Genomic DNA, 18,978 nt, shown 5'->3' with positions numbered 1-18,978 from the left:
CGGCCGACCGGCAATCGGCACCCCACGGTCACCGTCCGTCGATGCTGTCTTAGCTTTGGCTTAGCCCGCTTGTCGGCACCGATCGGGTCCGGCAGCATCGCCGTCGTGACGGACGGAAGCGCTGTCGACATCAACATCGACCTGGACCATCCTCCAGAGGACCGGCCCGCGCCGTCGTCCGGCGCGAAGCCCTGGCTGGTCGCCACCGGCGTCACCATCCTCGCGGCGACTCTCGGACTCACCCTCACCCTGCGCTCCGGCTCCACCCCGGCCTGCGCCGCCGGTCGGACGCTGGCCGCCGCGCCGCCCACCGGCAACGCCACACACACCGGCAAGGCCACCTTCTACGACTCGAAGGGTGCCGGCGGCAACTGCTCGAACCCGGCCGCCCCGGCCAACCGGCTCTACGTCGCGCTCGGTCCGACGGAATACTCCGCAGGTGCCGCCTGCGGTGGATTCCTCGACGTCGTCGGCCCCAGGGGCACCGTCCGGGTGCTCATCATGGACCAGTGCCCGGAGTGCGAGCCCGGCCACCTCGACCTGTCCCGCGAGGCGTTCGCCCGGATCGCCGACCCCGTCCAGGGCCTCGTTCCGGTCACCTACCGCGCGGTGGTCAACCCACCGCTGCCCGGACCACTCACCTTTCGGATCAAGGAAGGCGCGTCGCAGTGGTGGTTCGCCGTCCGCGTCGGCAACCACGGCAACCCGCTGCGGTCCGTCGAGGTCCGGCAGCGTGACAGCGACCCCTGGCAGTCGGCCGCCCGGCAGGACTACAACTACTGGCTGATCGCCTCCGGCGCCGGGCCGGGCCCGTTCAACGTCCGGGTCACCGACGTGTACGGCAACCGGGTCACCGTCGGCGGCATCCGGATGGCGCCGGGCCAGGTGCAGAACAGCACGGTCCGGATGTACGCACCCGGTGGCGGGGCCGCCACGCGTCGCCCGTCCGCGTCGCCCCGACCGCCGAGCAGCCGACCCACCGTCACGCCGACGCCGACTCGTCGCTCGGTCGAGGTGGCGAGGACGAGCGCCCCGGCCACCGACGCGCCGACCACCAGCTCGGCCCGGGCCAACGCCCGGTGGTGCGAGGGCTGACCGCTCAGTCGGCCACCCTCAGATCGAGCCACATCAGAATCTCGTCCCGGTCGTCATCGGGAGCGACCCGCAACGCGCCCGGCAGCCGGCCGACCTCCCGGTACCCGAGGCGGCCGTAGAACTTGTCCAACCCCAGCCCGTCACGCACCGTGACGTGCAGCGCCTCGTGGCCAAACGCCCTGCCCAGTCGGGCGGCCTCCACCATCAGCGCCGAGCCGTAGCCGGCGCCCTGGGTGTCCGGGTGGACCATCACCCGCTTCAGCACACACCAGTGCGCAGTGAGCGGAAAACGGTTGTCACTGAAGATCAGCATCGCCGCCAGCCGGTCCCCGGAGTAGCCGACCAGCAGCCGGTCCGGTCCGTCGGCGATGCCGGCGAAGGTCGGATCGGCGGTGACGAGCACGTCGGTGGCGGTGACCGGTGGCACGAAACCGACCGCCCCACCGGCGTTGCTGACGTCCACCCAGAGGTCGACGACCTCGGCACGCAGCTGCGGGGTCAGGTCAGGATCGAGGACGAAGCGCAGACTCACGCTCGCCATCCTGACCCGACGACCAGGCCCATGACCCGCGACAGTGACGCGCCCGACAACCGCCGTTCAGCACGTGTTCCTGATTGTCTGTGCGGGAGAGGGGATTCGAACCCCCACATCCTTCCGGATACAGGTTCCTAAGACCTGCGCGGCTGCCATTACGCCACTCCCGCCAACTCCCTGAGTCTAGAGTGTCTGGCTGCGACGGTGTTGAGCCCGGCCTCCTTGAGAAGGGTCGAGATCGTGCCGTGACCAACTCTGTATCCTCCGCCAGGCAGATCGCGAAGAATGCCGGACAGCCGCTTCGGCCCGACATCCGGGTGCTTCAGCGCCTGTTCTATCACCGCCGCACGGTGAGCCCTCGAACGCCAACTGCGATTCGGACGTGGTCTCAACACTCCGTCCTGCTCCAGTCTTCGCCGAACCTTGTGCAGATACGCCGGGGTCCAGCCCCACTGCCGTGCCGCCTGCGTGGCCGTCACCTGCTGGGCATCGACCTGACCGAACAGGTCGACGACTTCCTGGCGAGTGGCCAGTCGGCGATCGGAGCTGGACGCGCCGTCGTCGCGTTCCCTCCCATCGGTCGGCGTCGCGACGATGAGATCAGCAGCTCGGTTCCGACGGCCGGCATAGGTGTCGGTCTGGCTGTGGCAGTTCGGGCAGAGGATCCGCAGGTTCGGTGGCCGGTTGTCGAGGAAATCCCCGTTGATGTGGTCGACGTGCAGAATGAGCGACTCGCCCCGCCACACCGGCCCTATTCCGCACCCCTCGCACTCCTCCAGCACGCCGATTGTGCCCAGCGCCCACTTCAACCGCGCGCCGGGCGTCCGTCGGGACCCAACGGGCAGCACGACCAGGAGCTGCGCGGATGTGGTGCGCCGTTCGCCAGCCCGCCCCTTGTTGTGTGCCTGCCTGGTGAAGTGCGACGTGTCGATGCCGAATCTCTTGAGCTGTCGGCTGATGTGTGCGTGCGAGCCACCGCTGACGCGAACGCCGAGCAACCGCATCACCTCGGTGATGTTGTGTGCGGCGGCGGCAGCGGCGGCCAGCGCTTCGGGCGTGTACTTGTATCGAACCACTGACGGACCGTAGCGAAACGGTCCGACAGGTCAGTCCAGGCCGAGGTCGCGGCGGAGCTTGGCGACGTGCCCGGTGGCCTTGACGTTGTAGAGCGCCCGCTCGACCTTGCCGTCGGCGTCGATCACGAACGTCGAGCGGATCACGCCGGTGACGGTCTTGCCGTAGAGCTGCTTCTCGCCGTACGCGCCGTAGGCGGTCAGCACGGCCTTGTCCGGGTCCGACACCAGCGGGAAGGTGATGGCGTCGCGCTCGCGGAACTTCGCCAGCTTCTCCGGCTTGTCCGGGGAGATGCCGACGACCTCGTAGCCGGCGGCCTGGAGTGAGGCGAGCGAGTCGCGGAAGTCGCAGGCCTGCTTGGTGCAGCCGGGGGTCATCGCGGCCGGGTAGGCGTACAGGACGACCTTGCGACCCCGCAGGTCGGCGAGGGAGAGCTGGTCGCCGGTGTCGGTGGCGAGGGTGAACTCGGGCGCGGGGTCACCGGGGGAGAGGCGGTCGGGCGAGGTCATGGTCCCGACCCTACCGCCGTGGCGGCGAGCGCTGCCGCCGACGGGACGCGTCGGCGGGCCTGACCTGGAGTGATCAAGCCCATGCGTTGTTGCCAGAGTCTGGCAACAACGACGGTTGGGAAATAGGCTGACCCACGCCGGCCCGGTCGGGCCCGCTGACGCGTGGGAGGTCGCGTGGAGACACTGGCGATGCACATCTCGAACGGGATCATCGACGGTCCCGTGGCAGCGATCTTCGCTGCGCTCGCTCTTGCCGCGCTCACCGCCTGCGTTCTGCGCGGCCGGCGCGACCTGGACGACCGGCTGGCCCCGATGGCCGGCCTGGTGGCGGCGTTCATCTTCGCCGTCCAGATGCTCAACTTCCCGATCTTCACGGCCGGTGTCAGTGGTCACCTGCTCGGGGGCGCGCTCGCCGCCATGCTGGTCGGCCCGTGGGTCGGCGCGCTCTGCGTGGCAGTGGTGCTGGTCGTGCAGGCGCTGATCTTCGGCGACGGCGGCGTGGCGATGCTCGGCCTCAACATCACGAACATGGCGTTGCTCGGCACTGCCGCGGCGTACGCGCTGATCGCGCTGCTGCTGCGGGTGCTGCCCCGCACGCGGGCCGGTCTGGCCGTGACCGCGTTCGTCGCCGCGACGCTCAGCGTGGTGGTGGCGTCGCAGGGCTTCGTCCTGGAGTACTGGCTGGGTGGCACCACCGACCTGGGCAACAACCTGGGTGGCCTGGCCGGCACGATGGCCGGCGTCCACCTGCTGATCGGCATCGGCGAGGGCCTGATCACCGCGACCACTGTGCTCACCGTCGCGAAGGTACGCCCCGACCTGGTGTACGCGCTGCGATCCCTGCGCGCGCCCGCCGCTCCCGCCGTTCCGGTCGCCGGAGGTGTCCGATGAAGAACCGCTCCTGGGCCTTCCTGGCCGGCGGCCTGCTGGTCGCCCTGCTGCTCGCCGGCGTGGTGAGCAACTACGCCTCCTCGCACCCGGATGGGCTGGACTCGTCACTGCTCAAGGGCTGCACAGTCGACGCCGACGACAACATCGTCGGGGGTAGCTGCCCGGCCCAGCAGGCCCGTGACCACGAGTTGGCCGACAGCCCGCTCGCCGACTACGGCGTCCGGGGCGTGCGGAACAGCTTCGTCTCCACCGGCCTCTCCGGGGTGCTCGGGGTGCTGGTCACCTTCGCGATCGGGGCCGGCGGGTTCTGGCTGCTGCGGCGTCGAGGTGGCGCCCCGACCGATGCTGACGCGGCGACGCCCACCGAGGGCGACTCCGTGACGTCCGGCGATGTTCGTCGCCGCGCCGACGCGGCCAGCTGAGCAAGGGGTACGCGGATGGGGGCCGGTCACGGGCACGTGCTGTACCGCGAGTCGGATTCGCCGGTGCACCGGCTCCCGCCCGAGGTCAAGATCGTGGCGATGGTGGTCTTCACCCTTGCCGTGGTGGCCACCCCACGCGAGGCGTTCTGGGCCTTCGGCGCGTACGCCGTGCTGGTGGCGGCGGTGGCGGCGCTGGCCCGGGTGGGCCCACGGTGGTTGCTCAGCCGGGCGCTGATCGAGCTGCCGTTCGTGCTGTTCGCCGTGGCACTGCCGTTCCTCGGCAGCGGCGACCGGGTCGAGGTGCTGGGTCTGCGGTTGTCCGAGGACGGGCTGCACGGCGCGTGGAACATCCTGGCCAAGGGCACCCTGGGGGTGCTCGCCTCGCTGCTGCTCGCCGCTACCACCACCACCCGGGACCTGATCGTGGGGCTGGACCGGCTGCACTGCCCGCAGGTGCTCACCCAGATCGCCACGTTCATGCTGCGCTACCTCGACGTGCTGGTCGGCGAGGCGCGGCGGATGCGGGTGGCCCGGATCTCCCGGGGCGACGACCCGCGCTTCCTGTGGCAGTTGCGCGGCTTCGCCGCCGGGGTCGGGGCGTTGTTCCTGCGCGCCTTCGAGCGTGGCGAGCGGGTCTATCTCGCGATGCTGTCCCGGGGCTACACCGGGCGGATGCCCGCCGTGTGGCAGGGCGAGGGCGCGGCGAGCGCTGGTCAGTGGCTGGTAGCGGCGACGGTGCCGGTGTTGGCGGCCTCCATCGCCGCCACCGCCGTCGTGCTGTCATGATCGGTGTCGTGCAGACCGCTGTCTCGCTGGACGTTCGGGGCGTTCGCTACGCGTACCCGGACGGGCACGTCGCCCTTCAGGGGGTCGACCTGAACGTGCCGCGTGGCGACCGGGTGGCGCTGCTCGGGCCCAACGGCGCCGGCAAGACCACCCTGGTGCTGCACCTCAACGGCATCCTCACCCCGACCGAGGGCAGTGTGAGCGTCGGCGGGCTGACTGTCACCCCGGATCGGGCCACCCTGGCCGAGGTACGCCGCCGGGTGGGCATCGTCTTCCAGGACCCGGACGACCAGTTGTTCCTGCCCACGGTGGCGGAGGATGTGGCGTTCGGGCCGGCGAACCTGGGTCTGCGCGGGGCCGAGTTGGCCGCCCGGGTGGACGAGGCGCTCGCCGCGGTGGGGATGAGTGAGCATCGGGACCGGGCCCCGCAGCACCTGTCGTTCGGGCAGCGCCGCCGGGTGGCGGTGGCCACGGTGCTCGCCATGCACCCGGAGATCCTGGTGCTCGACGAGCCGTCGTCGAACCTGGACCCGGCGGCGCGTCGGGAACTCGCCGAGATCCTGCGCGGCCTCCCGGTGACCCTGCTGATGGTCACCCACGACCTGCCGTACGCGGCGGAGTTGTGCGAGCGTTCGGTGATCCTGGACGACGGCCGGATCGTCGCCGACGCCCCCACCCGCACCCTGCTCAACGACACCCCGCTGCTGGCGAAGCACCGCCTGGAACTCCCCTACGGCTTCACCCCGCAGCCATAAACCCACCCCCAGCGGCCCACCCCCACCCCCACCCCCACCCCCGCCCCGCCGATCTTGCACTTTCTGTCCCCGCCTTCCGGGGCGAAAGCCGCATATGGCCAACCCAAAGTGCAAGATCGGCGCGGGGCGGCGCGGCGCGGCGCGGCGGGGCGCGGGGCGGCGCGGGGTGGGGCGCCGGGGTGGGGCGGTTAGGGGGTGGGGGTTCGGGCGGGTGCTGCGGTTGTGGTGCGGGAGGTGGCGTGTAGGCGCAGGACGCCGGCGGCTGTCGCGCCCGCGCCGGTGATCAGGAAGAGCGCCACCATCACCCGGGCGGCCACTGGTGACCAGGGCACCGGGGCGATGGCGTTGGCGAACACGGCGGCGTTCGACGCTCCGGCGAAGAGCGCCAGGCAGGCCCCGGCCAACGCGGTCACGAAGTCGGCGGCCGGGCGGCGGCTCAGCGCGTACCAACCGGCGGCGATCGCGCCGAGGCCGGTGAGCAGGGACCAGATCTGCCCGGAGAGCAGCCCGACCAGCACGCCGCCCACGCCCTGGGCGCCAGCGTCCAACTCCCGTCCCACCGGGTACCCGACGGCCAGCACGCCGCCGACGATCAGCAACACACCGAGCGCGGACAACGCGCGGGCGCCGGCCGGGGCGGTGGCGGCGAACAGGCCCAGCGCGCCCACCGCGAGCAGCCCCACGATGGTCACGGCCCACCAGGTGTACGCGTCCGGCGGCGGCACCCAGTCCAGCGTGCCGCCGATGGCCACCGGGTCGGTGCCGTCGCGCAGGGGGATTGTCCAGTCGCGGACCCGGTGCTCGCGATCCGGTGCGGCGCGTACCGCGGCCGGTGGTGCCGACTCCTGCCACAGCGCGCGCTGGTCGTGCCAGCGCGCGGTGGTGCCGTCGTCGATCCGTTTCCAGGAGGGTGCGGCGGCCGGGTCCGCCTCGGCCGGGAGCGCGGTGTCCCCGGCGATGGTGCGGTTCAGGTACGTGGCGGGGGAGTGGCTGTTCTCGAAGACCCCGTCCGGGCCGACGCGTAGGTACGGCTCACCGGAGTAGCCGATGACCTCGATGGCACGGCCGGTGCGGTTGGTCAGTTCCAGTCGGGCGCCCGCCTCGATGACGCGTACCTCGAGCCCTGGCCGCGCCGGTGCGACCCCTGTGGTCCGGGTGCGGTAGTCGGTGCCGTCCGGTGCGTCCGCGCCGTGCGCGGCGGCGGGCGCCGCGCTGATCACCGTCACCAGGCCGGCTGCGGCGGCGATCAGGCCGGCGCGGCCCAGCAGGGTACGGATCACTTGCCGGCCGCCGCCACGGCTGCGGTGAGAGCGTCCGGGGTGGGGTTCTCGACCTGTTGACCGTTGACCTTCACGGTCGGGGTGCCGGTGACGTTGCTCCGGCTGGCGTCGTCGGTGACGTGTTCGGTCCAGGTCCGGTACGTCTCGTCCTTCACGCAGCCGCCGAAGGAGCCCCGGTCGAGGCCCACGCTGGTGCCGATGTCGATGAGCTGGTCGTCGGTGAGCCCGGCGCTGCCCTCCGGCGGCTGTTGGGCGAAGAGCGCCTTGGCGTACTCGTGGTACTTGCCGTCCGCCGCGGCGCAGCCGGAGGCGGCCGAGGAGCGGGTGGAGTACTGGGTGGTGGAGAAACGGTTGAGGTACGCGACCGGGTGGTAGACCACTGTCGCCTTGTTCTCGGCCACCAACTGTTCGAGCGTCGAGCCGCTGGTCTGTTCGAACTGCTTGCAGGCCGGGCAGAGGAAGTCCTCGTAGACGTCGACCGTGACCGGCCCGCCGCCGGTGACGATGCCGGTGCCGTCCGCGTTGGCGCCGGGTGGCGTGGTGAAGCTGTCGGAGCGCTGGTTGGACCAGACGACCCACCCGACGACGCCGGCGATGACCAGGACGACGACTGCGGCGGCGGAGACCCAGATCGTGCGGCGGCGGCGCCGCTCGCGGGCCAACTGCTCGCGGACCACCCGGGCGGCGTCCCGCTGCCCCTTGCGACTACTCATCCTCGTCCTCCACAACGGGTTCGCCGGAAAGCCACCCGTCCACCGATACCGGCGTACGCGGCCAGATCAGCAGAAATCCGGCCAGAACCAAGAATCCCAGGTCCCGGAGGATCTCCGGGAGGTAACTGGGTGCTTGCCCCGCCGCCAGCTGCCCGCCGCTGCCGAAGCAGCCGCAGTCGATGGCCAGCCCACGCGTCCAGGCCGAGGCGATCCCCGCGATGAAGACCACCAGCAGCGCGGCGGACACCCCGGCGACGAGCCTGGTGGCCAGCCCGAGCAGCAGCAGCACACCCAACGCCAGCTCGACGAAGGGCAGGGCCGCGCCGATCACCGTCGCCACGTCGTACGGCATCACCTGGTACGCGTTGACCGCCCGCCCGGAGGCGGCGAGATCGCTGACCTTCGACGCGCCGGCGACCAACCAGACGGCGGCGAGGCCGAGCCGGGCCGCGATGCCGAGCCACGGGCGGACCAGTGGCCAACGGCCGCCCCGGGTGGAAGGTGCTGTCATGCTCATTTGTCGTCCCGTCCGCGCCGGAAGTTCCACGTTCAGCCGGTCAGGGCGTCGCCGACCGCCTCGACCAGGTCGTCCCGGGCCCGGGCGACCCGGGAACGGATGGTGCCGACGGGCACGCCTTCGACGGCGGCGGCCTCGGCGTACGACAGGCCGAGCAGTTGGGTCAGCACGAACGCGGAGCGGCGGTCGGGGCCGAGGCGGCGGACCAGGTCGGCGGCGCCGAGCTGACCGGCCGGGTCCGGGTACGGTCGGTCGGTGTACGCGTTCGCTGCCAGGCGCTCGTCGAGGCGCCGACGCCTGACGACAGTGCGCAGGTGGTCGGCGCAGGCCCGGCGGGCGATGCCGAGCAGCCAGGTGCGGACGCTGGAGCGACCCTCGAAGGCGGGGAGGGCACGGAACGCCCGCAGGTAGGTCTCCTGGGTCAGGTCGTCGGCGCTGTCCGGGTCGACCAGGGCGGCGGCGAACCGCCAGACGTCGGCCTGGGTCAGCCGGACGAACGCCGCCTGGGCGGTGGGGTCACCGTCGCGGGCGGTCAGCGCCCACCCGGTTGCCGGGTCCCGGGCGACCTCGTCGACCGGTTCTGCCGGACCGGCGGCACCGGGGTCACGCGGGACAGGGATCACGACACATCAGGTTACGCGGCAGCCGGCGGCGCGTCAGGGTCGTTCGGCCCGTGGATGGTCTGCGCCACGTCGGGAACTTTTCCCCGATCCGGGCCGACTACCACTTCATGACGTGCGACAACCGACGCGCCCACCCCCCTCGGGTCGCCGAATGGGACACCCATCGGCGACCATGGCCGGCATGACTGTCGCCCCCCGCCGCTGGGCCGCCAGGCTGGCCGCAGCCGCCGGCCTCCTGGTCACCGTCGTCGCCTTGTTGATCGCGCCAGCCACCTCCGCGAGCGCCCACGCGGTGCTGGAGAGCAGCAGCCCGGCCGCCGCCTCCATCGTGCCGAGCGGGCCGTCCGAGGTGGTCCTCACGTTCAGCGAGTCGGTCCGCAAGGTGCCCGGCAAGATCCGCGTCATCGCGCCGGACGGTTCCCGGGCCGACCGGGGTGAACCGTCGTTCAACGGCGGTGTGGTGACCATTCCGGTGGACCCGGCCGGTGCCCGCGGCACCTACCTGGTCAGCTTCCGGGTGATCTCCGCCGACAGCCATCCGGTCTCCGGGGCGTACACCTACTCGGTCGGCGCACCCTCGACCCCACCCGTCGACTCCGGCACTGACAGCCGCGCCAACCCGGTGGTGGGCACGGCGGTGAAGGTGGCCCGCTTCCTCGGCTACGCCGGCCTGGTGCTGCTGGTCGGGCCGGCGCTCGTGCTCGCCGCGCTCTGGCCGCGACGGCTCTCCCGGCGGGGGCCGACCCGGCTGGCCTGGACCGGCCTCGGTCTGGTTGCCTTCGCCACAGTCGCCGACCTGTGGTTGCAGGTGCCCTACACGGCCGGCGGTGGTCTCTTCGACGTCACCGGCGAGGGGTTCGGCAGCGTGTTCGGCAGTGCCTTCGGCGCCGCCCACCTGGTCCGACTCGGCCTGCTGGCGGCGTCCGTCTTCCTGCTCCGCCCGCTGCTGGCCCGGCCCGCCGGCCGCGCGGACGCGATCATCCTGGCCGTGCTCGGTGGCGCCGCCCTGCTGACCTGGCCGCTGGCCGGGCACCCGGCGGCCTCCCCGGCGCCGGCGGTCTCCGTGGTGGTCGACGCGGTCCACCTGGGCAGCATGGCGGTCTGGCTGGGCGGTCTGCTCATGCTCGCCGTCTTCCTGCTGCGCCAGGCCGACGAGCGGGAGTTGGGCGCGATCCTGCCGATCTGGTCGCGCTGGGCGGCGCTCGCCGTCTCGGCGCTGCTGCTGGCCGGCACCGTCCAGGCGCTGATCGAGGTGGCCACCCCGCAGGCGCTCTTCGACACCACGTACGGGCGCTTGCTGCTCGCCAAGATCGGGTTGTTCGCGCTGGTCATCGCTGTTGCCGCGTACTCCCGGAAGTTGGTGCGCAGCCGCGTCGCGGCGCAACGCCCGGCACCGGTGCGCCGGGCGGTCCTGGTGGAGTTGGCCGTCACAGTGGTGGTGCTGGCCGTGTCCGCCACGCTCGTGCAGACCACGCCCGCCCGCACCGCCGCGGCCGGCCCGTCCGCCGGCGCCGAGGCCGGCTTCTTCAGCACCAGGCTGTCCAGCCCGCTGCTGACCGTCGAGGTCGAGGTGAGCCCGGCCGAGCGGGGCAACAACTCGGTGCACCTGTACGCGTACGACAAGGCCAACCAGCCACTGCTGGTCGCGGAGTGGAAGGCGACAGTCGCGCTGCCTTCGGCCGGGATCGAGCCGATCGAGGTGCCGTTGCTCCGGTTGACCGACAGTCACGCCTACGGCGACATCAGCCTGCCGACCCCCGGCGAGTGGCAGCTGAAGATCACCGCCCGAACGACCGACATCGACCAGGCCACGGTGACCGCCACCGTGCCCATCCGTTAGAGAGGTTCGCGAAACCCATGACCCGATTCCGGCGTACCGCAACCGCCGCAGCCGCCCTGGCGTTCACCGCCGCCGCCACCGCTGTGCTCGGCTTTGCCGGACCGGCGTCCGCGCACGTCACGGTGAACCCGAAGGAGGCGACCCAGGGTGGCTACGCCCGGGTGGCGTTCCGGGTGCCCAACGAGAGCGACAGCGCGTCGACCACCAAGCTGGAGGTGGTGCTGCCGGAGAACGCCCCGGTCGGCTCGGTGTCGACGATGCCGGTGCCCGGCTGGACTGTCGCCACGGAGAAGCGCAAGGTGGACCCGCCGATCGAGGTGCACGGCAGTCAGCTCACCGAGGCGGTCTCCAAGATCACCTGGACGGCCTCCGGTGACGCGGGGGTGAAGCCGGGTCAGTTCCAGGAGTTCCCTGTCTCGCTGGGGCCGCTGCCGCAGGTCGACTCGATGGTCTTCAAGGTCCTGCAGACCTACTCGGACGGCAACATCTCGCGGTGGATCGACGAACCGGCGCCGGGTGCCGAGGAGCCGGAGCACCCGGCCCCGGTGCTCACCCTGGCCGCCGCGGCGGCGCCGTCGGGTTCGGCGTCGCCGGCCGCAGCCGTCGCCTCGCCCGACGACGATGACGACGACGACGGCAACGGGCTCGCTGTCGGCCTCGGTGTGGCCGGTCTCGTCGCCGGTCTGGCCGGCCTGGTGCTGGGCGGGCTCGCGTTCACGCGTACCCGTCGGGAGCCGGTCGCCAAGGCCTGACCCTGTTCACCCGCTGGCCCGCCGGATCTTCCGGCGGGCCAGCGTGCTTTTCGGAGTCGATGTCGGCCGTGCCGTGGATATCCCCTGATCAGACGGTGTACGTCGGTAAGGTCGGCCGGGTGTTTGGCTACGGAGGGGGGACGGTGCGGATGCGGTTCGTGCGGGTGATCGCCGGAGTGCTGCTGTTGGTAGTGGGAATTCCGGCGCTGTTCGCCGGTGGCGGGCTGTGGCTGGTGACCCGACACACCGACCCGGACGGGTCCTTCGCCGCCCGTTTCGAAACGGTCCGCACCCCTGGTCACGCGATCGTCGTCACCGACCTCGACCGGTTGCTGCGGCAGGAGGCGCCCTTCGCGCGTACCGAGCAGACCCGGCTGCGCCTGGACGCCCGCACCACGGGCGGGCCGGCCTTCGTCGGACTGGCGCCCACCGCCGAGGTGCGCGGTTGGCTGGAGGCGGTGCCGCACGCCACGGTCCGTCGGGTGGCGCTGGCCCGGGGTCCGCTGCCGGTCCGGCTCGATCCGGCCGGTCCGGCCGCCGACACCCCGGGCGTCGCACCGGCCGACGGGCCGGTCACGCCGCTGGGCCGGCCCTTCTGGGTACGCGAGGGGATCGGCTCGCTGGAGTGGAGCGCGGACGACCTCGCCGGCGAACCCATGAGCCTGGTGGTGATGCGCCCCGACGGCGAGGGCGACCTGGCCCTGGACCTGCACGCCGAGTTGCGGGTCGGGTGGACCGGCCCGGCCACCTGGGGTCTGCTGACCGTCGGCGTGCTGCTGGTGGTGTGCGCGGCGCTGCTCCTGCTGCGGCCGCTACGGCCACGCGAGGTGATCTTCGTGGTCGAGCCGGATCAGGTGCCGGTGCTCGCCGGGCGGCTCGGGGTCACCTCGCTGAGTGGCCTGGGCCCCCGCCGACCCGATCCGAACCCGCCGTCGCCGGCGCGACAACTCGCCCCGGTCGGCGCCGGGGCCCTGGAACCCGCCCGGTCGGCGATCGGCGGGGCCCGCGCAGCCACCCTCGCGGACCTGGACGAACCGGTCCGGTTGCCCCGCCCGCCGGAGGTGACGCTGAGCCTCGCCTGGCCGCCGGCCGACGTGGAGGAGCCCACGACCCGGCCGGTGGCGGCCGCACCGGGCGACGACCCGGCCCGTGGCGGCCCGGTCGGGTGACAGCCCAGCCGGTGGCGGTGGGTGAGACAGCGAGTAGCCCTCCGCGCTGCCGACGCGGAGGGCCACCCTCACCGGGGGATCGGTGCTACCCGAGCGACGCTTGAGGTAGATGAGGACAGATTAGCGTTGAACGTGGCTACTCGGGAGGTCTGTCCAATTGGTGCGATTTTCCGCACTGGGTCCCGAGCGCACCGGCAACACCGCCAGCAGCAGCAGGCTGAGCAGCACGTAGGTGTTCTGCACGACGAAGTCCACCGGGTCATGAGTGCGGACCGGTCCCGCCCCCCAGGCCTGGAACGTCACCACGCCGTAGATGGTCACGGCGGTGATGCCCAGCGCGAGCCCGGCCAGCCAGCGACGCCGGCGTGCCTCGTCCGGGCGGTCCGCGCTCAACGCCGCGTCGGCGAGCAGCACCACCGCCGGCACGAACCAGTAGATGTGGTGGGTCCAGGTGATCGGGCTCGCCAGGGAACCGACCAACCCGGTCAACGTCAGCCCGGTCAACGGGTCACCGGCCCGCGCCGCGCGGGCGGCCCGCCACAGCCCGTAGCCGGCGACCACGGCGACCAGCAGCAGCCAGAGCAGCCGGCCCGGCTTCTCCGGCTCGGTGAACCGGCTGAGCAGGCCGAACAGCGACTGGTTGCCGACGATGTCGGTGCGTCCCACCCGCTCGGTGGTCCACAGCTCGTGTGTCCAGAACCGCCATGAGTCACGTGGGGCGATCGCCGCCGCGAGCACTGTCGCCGCCGCCGCTGTCGCGCTCGCCACCGCCGCGGCCCGCCACCGCCGGGTGGCCAGCAGGTACACGATGAAGATGCCGGGAAAGAGCTTGAGCGCCGTCGCCAGCCCCACGCCCACCCCGGCCCAGCGTCGCGCCTGCGGCACCGCGAACAGCAGGTCGGCCAGGATCAGCACGACCAGCAGCATGTTGATCTGGCCGAAGGTGATCGTTTCGCGGATGCTCTCCACCGCCAGCACCAGCAGTACGGCGGAGATCAGGGTGAACGTTCGGGGCAGGTGGTGTCGGGCGATCACCGGGGTCACCAGCCACCGGGTGGTCAGCACCACGGCCAGCACTGTGAGCGCCGTGAAGATCGCCACGGTGGCGCCGAGCCGCAGCAGACCGAACGGCCACAGCAGTAACGCGCTGAAGGGTGGGTAGGTGAAGTACAACTCGCCCTGCACCCGGTCGGGTTGGACGTAGTCGTAGAGCGGGTGGCCGACGCGCCACCAGTCCATCGCGGACATGTAGATCTTGAGGTCGAAGAAGTTGTGCACGAGGCCGGGCAGATACAGCGCTGGCAGCACGGCGCTGAGGGCCACCACCGCGACCAGACGACGGACCGTACGGCCGCCGGGATCGTCTTCGGTGACGGCGGGCGGTGCGACGGGTTCTGCTGGCACCCCGAAACCCTAGCGGGCCGGTCCGCCGAGAGCGCGCAGCCGCGAGGCGTGGGCTGCGCGTAGGCTGTCCCGGTGGCTGATCTCCTCGTCTGGATCGACTGTGAGATGACTGGGTTGGACCTCGGCAGGGACAAACTGATCGAGGTTGCGGCACTGGTCACCGATCCCGACCTCAACGTGCTGGGTGACGGTGTCGACGTGGTCATCCACGCCGACGAGGCGGCGTTGGAGGGGATGCCGGAGGTCGTGCAGACCATGCACGCCAGGTCCGGCCTCACCGAGGAGGTCCGTCGTTCGGTGGTCACCCTCGCCGAGGCCGAAGACCTGGTCCTGGAGTACGTCCGCACCTTCGTCAAGGATCCGCGTACGGCGCCGCTGTGCGGCAACTCGATCGCCACCGACCGGGGCTTCATCGCCCGGGACATGCCCCGCCTCGACGCCCACCTGCACTACCGGATGATCGACGTGTCGTCGATCAAGGAACTCTGCCGCCGCTGGTACCCCCGGGTGTACTTCGGCCAGCCGCAGAAGGGTCTCGCGCACCGGGCGCTGGCCGACATCCGGGAGAGCATCCGGGAGCTGGAGTACTACCGGCGCACCGTCTTCGTTCCGCTGCCCGGCCCGGACGTCGAGACCGCCAAGGCCATCGCCGCCGAACTCTGACCCCTGCCGCGCTGACCGGCAACCCGCTGGACGTGCCCGGCCGTGGTGTGGCTATTATTGGTCCGCACCCCGCCCGGAGCGATCGACCGGGCGACGGCGGCATGGTGGCTGTAGCTCAGTTGGCAGAGCACCGGGTTGTGGTCCCGGTTGTCGGGGGTTCAATTCCCCTCAGTCACCCAGTTGGTTTCACTGCTCAGGCCCCCTCTTCGGAGGGGGCCTGAGTCGTTGTCGGGCGAAGTGGGGGACCACGCGAAAGCCCCCTCCGAAGAGGGGGCTTTCGTCGGCTTGCTCAGGCGGTCGGCGTGGGGGACGGGGTGACAGTCCCGTCCGGGGTCGGGGTGGTGGCGTCCGGGTCGGCCGGAGGCTCGTACGGAAGGGCGCTGCCCTTGACGTACTCGTCCCAGCTCATGTTCCAGTCGGTCCAGCCGTTGCCGTTCTGGAGCTTGCGCTCGGTGCCCTTGACCGTGATCGGGTCGCCGATCTGGGTGTTCTTGAAGAGCCAGTCGCCGTTGGCCATCGACACGTTCACGCAGCCGTGCGACACGTTCGTGGTGCCCTGCTGCCCCTCGGACCAGGGCGCCGCGTGGATGAACTCCCCGCCCCAGGTGAGGCGCTGCGCAAAGTCGATCTTGGTGCGGTAGCCCTCATCGGGGCCCAGCTCCTCGAACGTGTCGAAGACCGTCTTGCGCAGCTTCTCGATCACGACCATGGTGCCGCTGGACGACGGGGTGCTCTTCTTGCCCAGGCTCACCGGGATGGTCTTGATCACGGAGCCGTTGCGGGTCACCGTCATCCGCTTGGTCTTGTTGTCCACGGTCATGACCACCGCGGCGCCGATCTTGACGTCCACCGAGAGGTCGGCGCGGCCGTACCAGTCCGCACCCATCGGCAGGCCGCCGGCCTGCACCCGGTAGGAGACCTTGGTGTTCGGCTTCCAGAACTCCTTCGGCCGGTACCGGATCTCGGTGGGGCTGACCCAGTGCCAGATCCCCTCCTGCGCTGGGGTCGAGGTGACTGTCATCCGGCGCTGCACGTCGTCGCGGTAGTCCTCCGGGATGGCCCGGCTGAACTTCACGATCAGCGGCATGCCCACCCCGACGACCTGGTTGTCGCCGAGGAAGCTGCTCACCCGTACCTGATTGCCGGGCTTGGCCATTGTGGTGAAGGTGCTCGTCGCGGTGGCCGGGCGTCCGTCGTCGCCCTTGGCGGTCACTGTGGCCGTGTAGCTCGTGCCGTAGGCCAGCGCGCCGGTCGGCAGCCACGACTTGCCGTCCTTGGCGAGGGCGCCCTCGACCGCCTTGCCGGCGGCGTCCTTCAGCTCGACAGCGGTCTCCACGGCGTCCTTCGTGGTGAAGGTGATGCCGGTGGACGCCGGCACGTCCTTGGCGTCGGCCGCCGGCTCGCTGATCGTCGCGGCGGCCTTCGGTGCCGGGTTCTCCCCGCCGCCGTGCCACGAGGACGGCTTGCCGCCGTCGCCGTCGGTGCAGGCCGAGGTGAAGGCCAACGCCACGGCGAGAAGCCCCGCCGCGAACACGCGGCGTCGCCCACCGGGCCTGATCAGCTGGTCCTGGCTAGCTCGCATGCATTCCCTCACAGTTGTGGTCGCTGCCCCATCGTCTCTTACTGACGCGCCAGAGCCGGCCCCGGTTGCCGAGGGTGAACCGAAACACGCCATCAATAGTGCCCGAATCCTGCTACTATCCGGCGTTTCGTGAGCCTGGTTCGTCTCCGTACCGGGAGCGTGGGGGTCGCCGCGCAGTCATCGAGCGGCGGGAGTGCAAGGGTGCGCCGGCCCGGCCAACGGCCGAGCCGGCGCAACGAGGCCGACGGCTCAGACCGCCGGGCCGGCCCCACCACTGGGCACCGGCAACGCGCTGCCCTTGACGAACTCCGACCAGCTCAGGCTCCACGCCGTCCAACCGTTACCGGCCGCGATCCTGCGCTCGGTTCCCTTGATCGTGATCGGGTCACCGATCCGGGTCTTGTCGAACAACCACCTGGCGTTCGCCATCGACACGTTCACGCAGCCGTGCGAGACGTTCTGCCGCCCCTGCACGTGCTCCGACCAGGGCGCGGCGTGGATGTACTCGCCACCCCAGGTGAGCCGCTGGGCGAACTGGATGTCGGTCACGTAGCGGTTGGCCGGATCCGGGTCGTCGCGGGTGTCGAAGACGGTGGCTTCCTTCTTCTCCATCACCACCAACGTGCCGCTCGACGACGGTGTGCTCTTCTTGCCCAGGCTCACCGGAATGGTGCGCACCGCGGCGCCGTTCTCGTACACAGTCATCTTCTTGTTGGCGTTGTCGACCTTCATCTCGAACGATCGGCCGATCTTGGCGGTGGCCTTGCGGTCGATGTCGCCGTACTTGCCGTTGCTCAGCGGCATCCCCGCCAGCGCGATCCGCACGGTGATCGTGGTGCCCGGCTTCCAGTACTTTGGAGCCCGGTAGTAGGCCTGCGTGCCATTGCTCACCCAGTGCCACGCGCCCGGCTGCGGCGGGTCGGTCTGGACGAACATCCGCTTCTGCACCGCCGCCCGGTCCTTCTTCGGGATACCCGGGTGGAACTCGGTGACCACCGGCATGGCCACCCCGTAGCTCTTGTCGTCGAAGAGATACAGGCCCGAACCGATAGTCGACTTCGGCTTGGCCATCGTGGTGAAGCTGCTGGTGCCCTGGCTGCTCGTGCCGTCCGACGCGCTCGCCGTCACAGTGGCCGTGTAGCGGGTGCCCCACTTCAGCGGAGCTGACGGCACCCAGGACGAACCATCGGTACGCAGCTTGCCCTCGATCGAGCCGCCGCCGTCCGCCGTCAGGGTGACCGCGGACACCTTCCCGCCGTCCGGGAGCTTCGCGCTGATCTCCGTACTCACCGGCCTGTTCTTCGTGCCGTTCGCCGGGCTCAGCGTGAGCGCTGGCCCGCTCGGCGTGCTCGGTGTCGAAGGTGCGGCCGAGCCAGGGGTGGCGCTCACGTCCGAGGACGCCCCGCCAACGAATTCCGGCTTCTTCTCGCCGCCGCCGCATCCGGTCAGTGCCAGCGACGCCGCCAGAGTCAGGGCGCCCACCACCGCCCCGGCTCGCGTGAACCGTGCCATGCCCACCTCTGTTCTCGCGTACCTGGCGGACATCGTGCCGCATCACCGCCCCAACCCACGCCCCGATCTTGACGGCGGTGGCCGGTTTGGGGCTTTTTGCCGGCAAAGCTCGACCGAAGGGGGGACCCGGGTAACCGAATTGGAGCGCGCCTTCCGGGGGTGCTAATGTTCTCTCCGTTGCCGACGAGCGCCGCTAGCTCAACTGGCAGAGCAGCGGACTCTTAATCCGCGGGTTCGGGGTTCGAGTCCCTGGCGGCGCACCAACGATCAAGGTCCTGACCTGGTGGTTCACACCGGGTCGGGGCCTTTTTTGTGTCTTCGGTACGTCCGGTAACTGGCGGACACACACGGCGGTACGACGATGATCTTCTCGCTCAACGGTTGGCGTTGAGGTGGACGATGGTGCCGTTGAGGACGGTGGCGAAGAGCGTCCACGCGGCGTACGGGGCCAGTGCGACGGCCGCGACACGGTCGGTCCGTGCGGCGCGACGGAGCAGCATGAAGTTGGAGGCGTTGAGCGCGGCGATCTCGGCCAGCGCGACGGTGGGTCTGTGGGCCTTGAAGAACAGCGCGCTCCAACCGAAGTTGAGGGCCAGGTTGAGCCCGTAGGCACGGGTGAACGCGGCGCGGTCGGTTCCGCTGGTGCGGTCCAGCACGCGGGCGCCGGCCACCGCGATCAGGGCGTACAGCGGCGTCCATGCCAGCGGGAACGCCACGGGCGGGGGTTGCCAGGTCGGCTTGCGTAGCCGTTGGTACCAGCGTGAGGAGGCGTCGGTGACCGTCGCCCCGGCGGCGGCTGTCACGGTGACCGCTGCCGCGGTCCTGGCCAGGGTTGGTAGTCGCATGCCGTTCAGCT

At 71.0% G+C, this 18,978-nt stretch carries 19 protein-coding genes, 3 tRNA genes and 1 pseudogene; 11 read left to right on the top strand and 12 right to left on the bottom strand.

Features of this window, described 5'->3' with window-relative positions:
* Positions 1 to 105 precede the first annotated feature (105 nt).
* Positions 106 to 1,095, top strand: coding sequence for an expansin EXLX1 family cellulose-binding protein (locus tag AB0K35_RS21665; protein ID WP_238670916.1), 990 nt, complete (start codon positions 106 to 108; stop codon positions 1,093 to 1,095).
* Positions 1,096 to 1,099: 4 nt separating this feature from the next.
* On the opposite strand, the gene AB0K35_RS21660 is transcribed toward AB0K35_RS21665, so the two are convergent.
* The 4 genes from AB0K35_RS21660 to bcp form a co-directional block, all read right to left on the bottom strand.
* Positions 1,100 to 1,627 (bottom strand): GNAT family N-acetyltransferase, encoded by a 528-nt coding sequence (locus AB0K35_RS21660; RefSeq protein ID WP_363887106.1) that lies wholly within the window; start codon positions 1,625 to 1,627, stop codon positions 1,100 to 1,102.
* A 90-nt stretch (positions 1,628 to 1,717) separates the two neighbouring features.
* Positions 1,718 to 1,800, bottom strand: a tRNA-Leu gene (locus tag AB0K35_RS21655).
* Positions 1,786 to 2,706: an HNH endonuclease gene (locus AB0K35_RS21650; RefSeq protein ID WP_363887104.1), complete on the bottom strand. Its 921-nt coding sequence runs from the start codon at positions 2,704 to 2,706 to the stop codon at positions 1,786 to 1,788. The genes AB0K35_RS21655 and AB0K35_RS21650 overlap by 15 nt, the downstream gene beginning before the upstream one ends.
* Before the next feature lie 30 nt (positions 2,707 to 2,736).
* Positions 2,737 to 3,213 carry a thioredoxin-dependent thiol peroxidase gene (gene bcp / locus AB0K35_RS21645; RefSeq protein ID WP_124855233.1) on the bottom strand — a complete coding sequence of 159 codons (477 nt, stop codon included), beginning with the start codon at positions 3,211 to 3,213 and terminating at the stop codon, positions 2,737 to 2,739.
* A 174-nt stretch (positions 3,214 to 3,387) separates the two neighbouring features.
* Between bcp and AB0K35_RS21640 the strand changes: the two genes are divergently transcribed.
* From AB0K35_RS21640 to AB0K35_RS21625, 4 genes are read left to right on the top strand one after another with little or no spacing between them, the layout of a single operon-like run.
* The gene (locus AB0K35_RS21640; RefSeq protein ID WP_112582195.1) at positions 3,388 to 4,104 is read left to right on the top strand and encodes an energy-coupling factor ABC transporter permease; all 717 of its coding nucleotides are present in this window, start codon (positions 3,388 to 3,390) and stop codon (positions 4,102 to 4,104) included.
* Positions 4,101 to 4,526: a PDGLE domain-containing protein gene (locus tag AB0K35_RS21635; RefSeq protein WP_357367059.1), complete on the top strand. Its 426-nt coding sequence runs from the start codon at positions 4,101 to 4,103 to the stop codon at positions 4,524 to 4,526. Before AB0K35_RS21640 ends, AB0K35_RS21635 begins: the two co-directional genes overlap by 4 nt.
* Positions 4,527 to 4,541: 15 nt before the next feature.
* Complete coding sequence (gene cbiQ / locus AB0K35_RS21630; RefSeq protein WP_238670920.1) at positions 4,542 to 5,312, top strand: cobalt ECF transporter T component CbiQ; 771 nt, start codon at positions 4,542 to 4,544, stop codon at positions 5,310 to 5,312.
* A complete protein-coding gene (locus AB0K35_RS21625) occupies positions 5,309 to 6,067 on the top strand; it encodes an ABC transporter ATP-binding protein (protein WP_238670921.1) in 759 nt (252 codons plus the stop codon). Before cbiQ ends, AB0K35_RS21625 begins: the two co-directional genes overlap by 4 nt.
* Positions 6,068 to 6,255: 188 nt before the next feature.
* Here the strand turns inward: AB0K35_RS21625 and AB0K35_RS21620 are convergent, their stop codons facing one another.
* The 4 genes from AB0K35_RS21620 to AB0K35_RS21605 are packed head-to-tail and all read right to left on the bottom strand — an operon-like array spanning position 6,256 to position 9,200.
* Entirely contained in the window at positions 6,256 to 7,347 is a 1,092-nt protein-coding gene (locus AB0K35_RS21620; RefSeq protein ID WP_363887099.1) for a hypothetical protein, read from the bottom strand.
* Positions 7,344 to 8,060: a thioredoxin domain-containing protein gene (locus AB0K35_RS21615; protein ID WP_238670923.1), complete on the bottom strand. Its 717-nt coding sequence runs from the start codon at positions 8,058 to 8,060 to the stop codon at positions 7,344 to 7,346. Before AB0K35_RS21615 ends, AB0K35_RS21620 begins: the two co-directional genes overlap by 4 nt.
* Positions 8,053 to 8,577: a MauE/DoxX family redox-associated membrane protein gene (locus tag AB0K35_RS21610; RefSeq protein ID WP_363887096.1), complete on the bottom strand. Its 525-nt coding sequence runs from the start codon at positions 8,575 to 8,577 to the stop codon at positions 8,053 to 8,055. Before AB0K35_RS21610 ends, AB0K35_RS21615 begins: the two co-directional genes overlap by 8 nt.
* Before the next feature lie 32 nt (positions 8,578 to 8,609).
* Complete coding sequence (locus tag AB0K35_RS21605) at positions 8,610 to 9,200, bottom strand: sigma-70 family RNA polymerase sigma factor (protein ID WP_363887094.1); 591 nt, start codon at positions 9,198 to 9,200, stop codon at positions 8,610 to 8,612.
* Between the two features lie 172 nt (positions 9,201 to 9,372).
* Here AB0K35_RS21605 and AB0K35_RS21600 point away from each other — a divergent pair, with 172 nt between their 5' ends.
* The 3 genes and pseudogenes from AB0K35_RS21600 to AB0K35_RS21590 all read left to right on the top strand — a co-directional run.
* A complete protein-coding gene (locus AB0K35_RS21600) occupies positions 9,373 to 11,040 on the top strand; it encodes a copper resistance protein CopC (RefSeq protein ID WP_238671076.1) in 1,668 nt (555 codons plus the stop codon).
* A 17-nt stretch (positions 11,041 to 11,057) separates the two neighbouring features.
* On the top strand, positions 11,058 to 11,792 hold the full coding sequence (locus AB0K35_RS21595; RefSeq protein WP_238670926.1) for a YcnI family protein: 735 nt from the start codon (positions 11,058 to 11,060) through the stop codon (positions 11,790 to 11,792).
* 692 nt (positions 11,793 to 12,484) lie between these two features.
* A pseudogene (locus tag AB0K35_RS21590) lies at positions 12,485 to 12,697 on the top strand (hypothetical protein); the annotation flags it as partial.
* Positions 12,698 to 13,081: 384 nt separating this feature from the next.
* Here the strand turns inward: AB0K35_RS21590 and AB0K35_RS21585 are convergent.
* Positions 13,082 to 14,365 (bottom strand): glycosyltransferase 87 family protein, encoded by a 1,284-nt coding sequence (locus tag AB0K35_RS21585; RefSeq protein ID WP_238670927.1) that lies wholly within the window; start codon positions 14,363 to 14,365, stop codon positions 13,082 to 13,084.
* 72 nt (positions 14,366 to 14,437) lie between these two features.
* Here AB0K35_RS21585 and orn point away from each other — a divergent pair, with 72 nt between their 5' ends.
* Positions 14,438 to 15,028 carry an oligoribonuclease gene (orn, locus tag AB0K35_RS21580; RefSeq protein ID WP_308193549.1) on the top strand — a complete coding sequence of 197 codons (591 nt, stop codon included), beginning with the start codon at positions 14,438 to 14,440 and terminating at the stop codon, positions 15,026 to 15,028.
* A 104-nt stretch (positions 15,029 to 15,132) separates the two neighbouring features.
* A tRNA-His gene (locus AB0K35_RS21575) sits at positions 15,133 to 15,205 on the top strand.
* Between the two features lie 112 nt (positions 15,206 to 15,317).
* On the opposite strand, the gene AB0K35_RS21570 is transcribed toward AB0K35_RS21575, so the two are convergent.
* Complete coding sequence (locus AB0K35_RS21570) at positions 15,318 to 16,610, bottom strand: Ig-like domain-containing protein (protein ID WP_238670928.1); 1,293 nt, start codon at positions 16,608 to 16,610, stop codon at positions 15,318 to 15,320.
* Between the two features lie 249 nt (positions 16,611 to 16,859).
* Positions 16,860 to 18,122 (bottom strand): Ig-like domain-containing protein, encoded by a 1,263-nt coding sequence (locus AB0K35_RS21565; protein ID WP_238670929.1) that lies wholly within the window; start codon positions 18,120 to 18,122, stop codon positions 16,860 to 16,862.
* 187 nt (positions 18,123 to 18,309) lie between these two features.
* Between AB0K35_RS21565 and AB0K35_RS21560 the strand changes: the two genes are divergently transcribed.
* Positions 18,310 to 18,385 (top strand) — tRNA-Lys (locus AB0K35_RS21560).
* A 111-nt stretch (positions 18,386 to 18,496) separates the two neighbouring features.
* Here AB0K35_RS21560 and AB0K35_RS21555 read toward each other — a convergent pair.
* A complete protein-coding gene (locus tag AB0K35_RS21555; RefSeq protein WP_363887089.1) occupies positions 18,497 to 18,967 on the bottom strand; it encodes a TspO/MBR family protein in 471 nt (156 codons plus the stop codon).
* Positions 18,968 to 18,978 lie beyond the last annotated feature (11 nt).

The sequence above is a fragment of the Micromonospora sp. NPDC053740 genome (assembly GCF_040677775.1).
Classification (GTDB): Bacteria; Actinomycetota; Actinomycetes; order Mycobacteriales; family Micromonosporaceae; genus Micromonospora; species Micromonospora alfalfae.
The sequence above is the reverse complement of the archived record's forward strand: the minus strand, read 5'-3'. Positions and strand labels throughout refer to the sequence as shown.

Excerpts from the sequence above, each read along its gene's own strand:
- bcp (WP_124855233.1), bottom strand. The coding sequence starts at position 3,213 with ATGACCTCGCCCGACCGCCTCTCCCCCGGTGACCCCGCGCCCGAGTTC.
- AB0K35_RS21635 (WP_357367059.1), top strand. The coding sequence starts at position 4,101 with ATGAAGAACCGCTCCTGGGCCTTCCTGGCCGGCGGCCTGCTGGTCGCC.
- cbiQ (WP_238670920.1), top strand. The coding sequence starts at position 4,542 with ATGGGGGCCGGTCACGGGCACGTGCTGTACCGCGAGTCGGATTCGCCG.
- AB0K35_RS21625 (WP_238670921.1), top strand. The coding sequence starts at position 5,309 with ATGATCGGTGTCGTGCAGACCGCTGTCTCGCTGGACGTTCGGGGCGTT.
- AB0K35_RS21615 (WP_238670923.1), bottom strand. The coding sequence starts at position 8,060 with ATGAGTAGTCGCAAGGGGCAGCGGGACGCCGCCCGGGTGGTCCGCGAG.
- AB0K35_RS21610 (WP_363887096.1), bottom strand. The coding sequence starts at position 8,577 with ATGAGCATGACAGCACCTTCCACCCGGGGCGGCCGTTGGCCACTGGTC.
- AB0K35_RS21600 (WP_238671076.1), top strand. The coding sequence starts at position 9,373 with ATGGCCGGCATGACTGTCGCCCCCCGCCGCTGGGCCGCCAGGCTGGCC.
- AB0K35_RS21595 (WP_238670926.1), top strand. The coding sequence starts at position 11,058 with ATGACCCGATTCCGGCGTACCGCAACCGCCGCAGCCGCCCTGGCGTTC.
- AB0K35_RS21570 (WP_238670928.1), bottom strand. The coding sequence starts at position 16,610 with ATGCGAGCTAGCCAGGACCAGCTGATCAGGCCCGGTGGGCGACGCCGC.
- AB0K35_RS21565 (WP_238670929.1), bottom strand. The coding sequence starts at position 18,122 with ATGGCACGGTTCACGCGAGCCGGGGCGGTGGTGGGCGCCCTGACTCTG.
- AB0K35_RS21555 (WP_363887089.1), bottom strand. The coding sequence starts at position 18,967 with ATGCGACTACCAACCCTGGCCAGGACCGCGGCAGCGGTCACCGTGACA.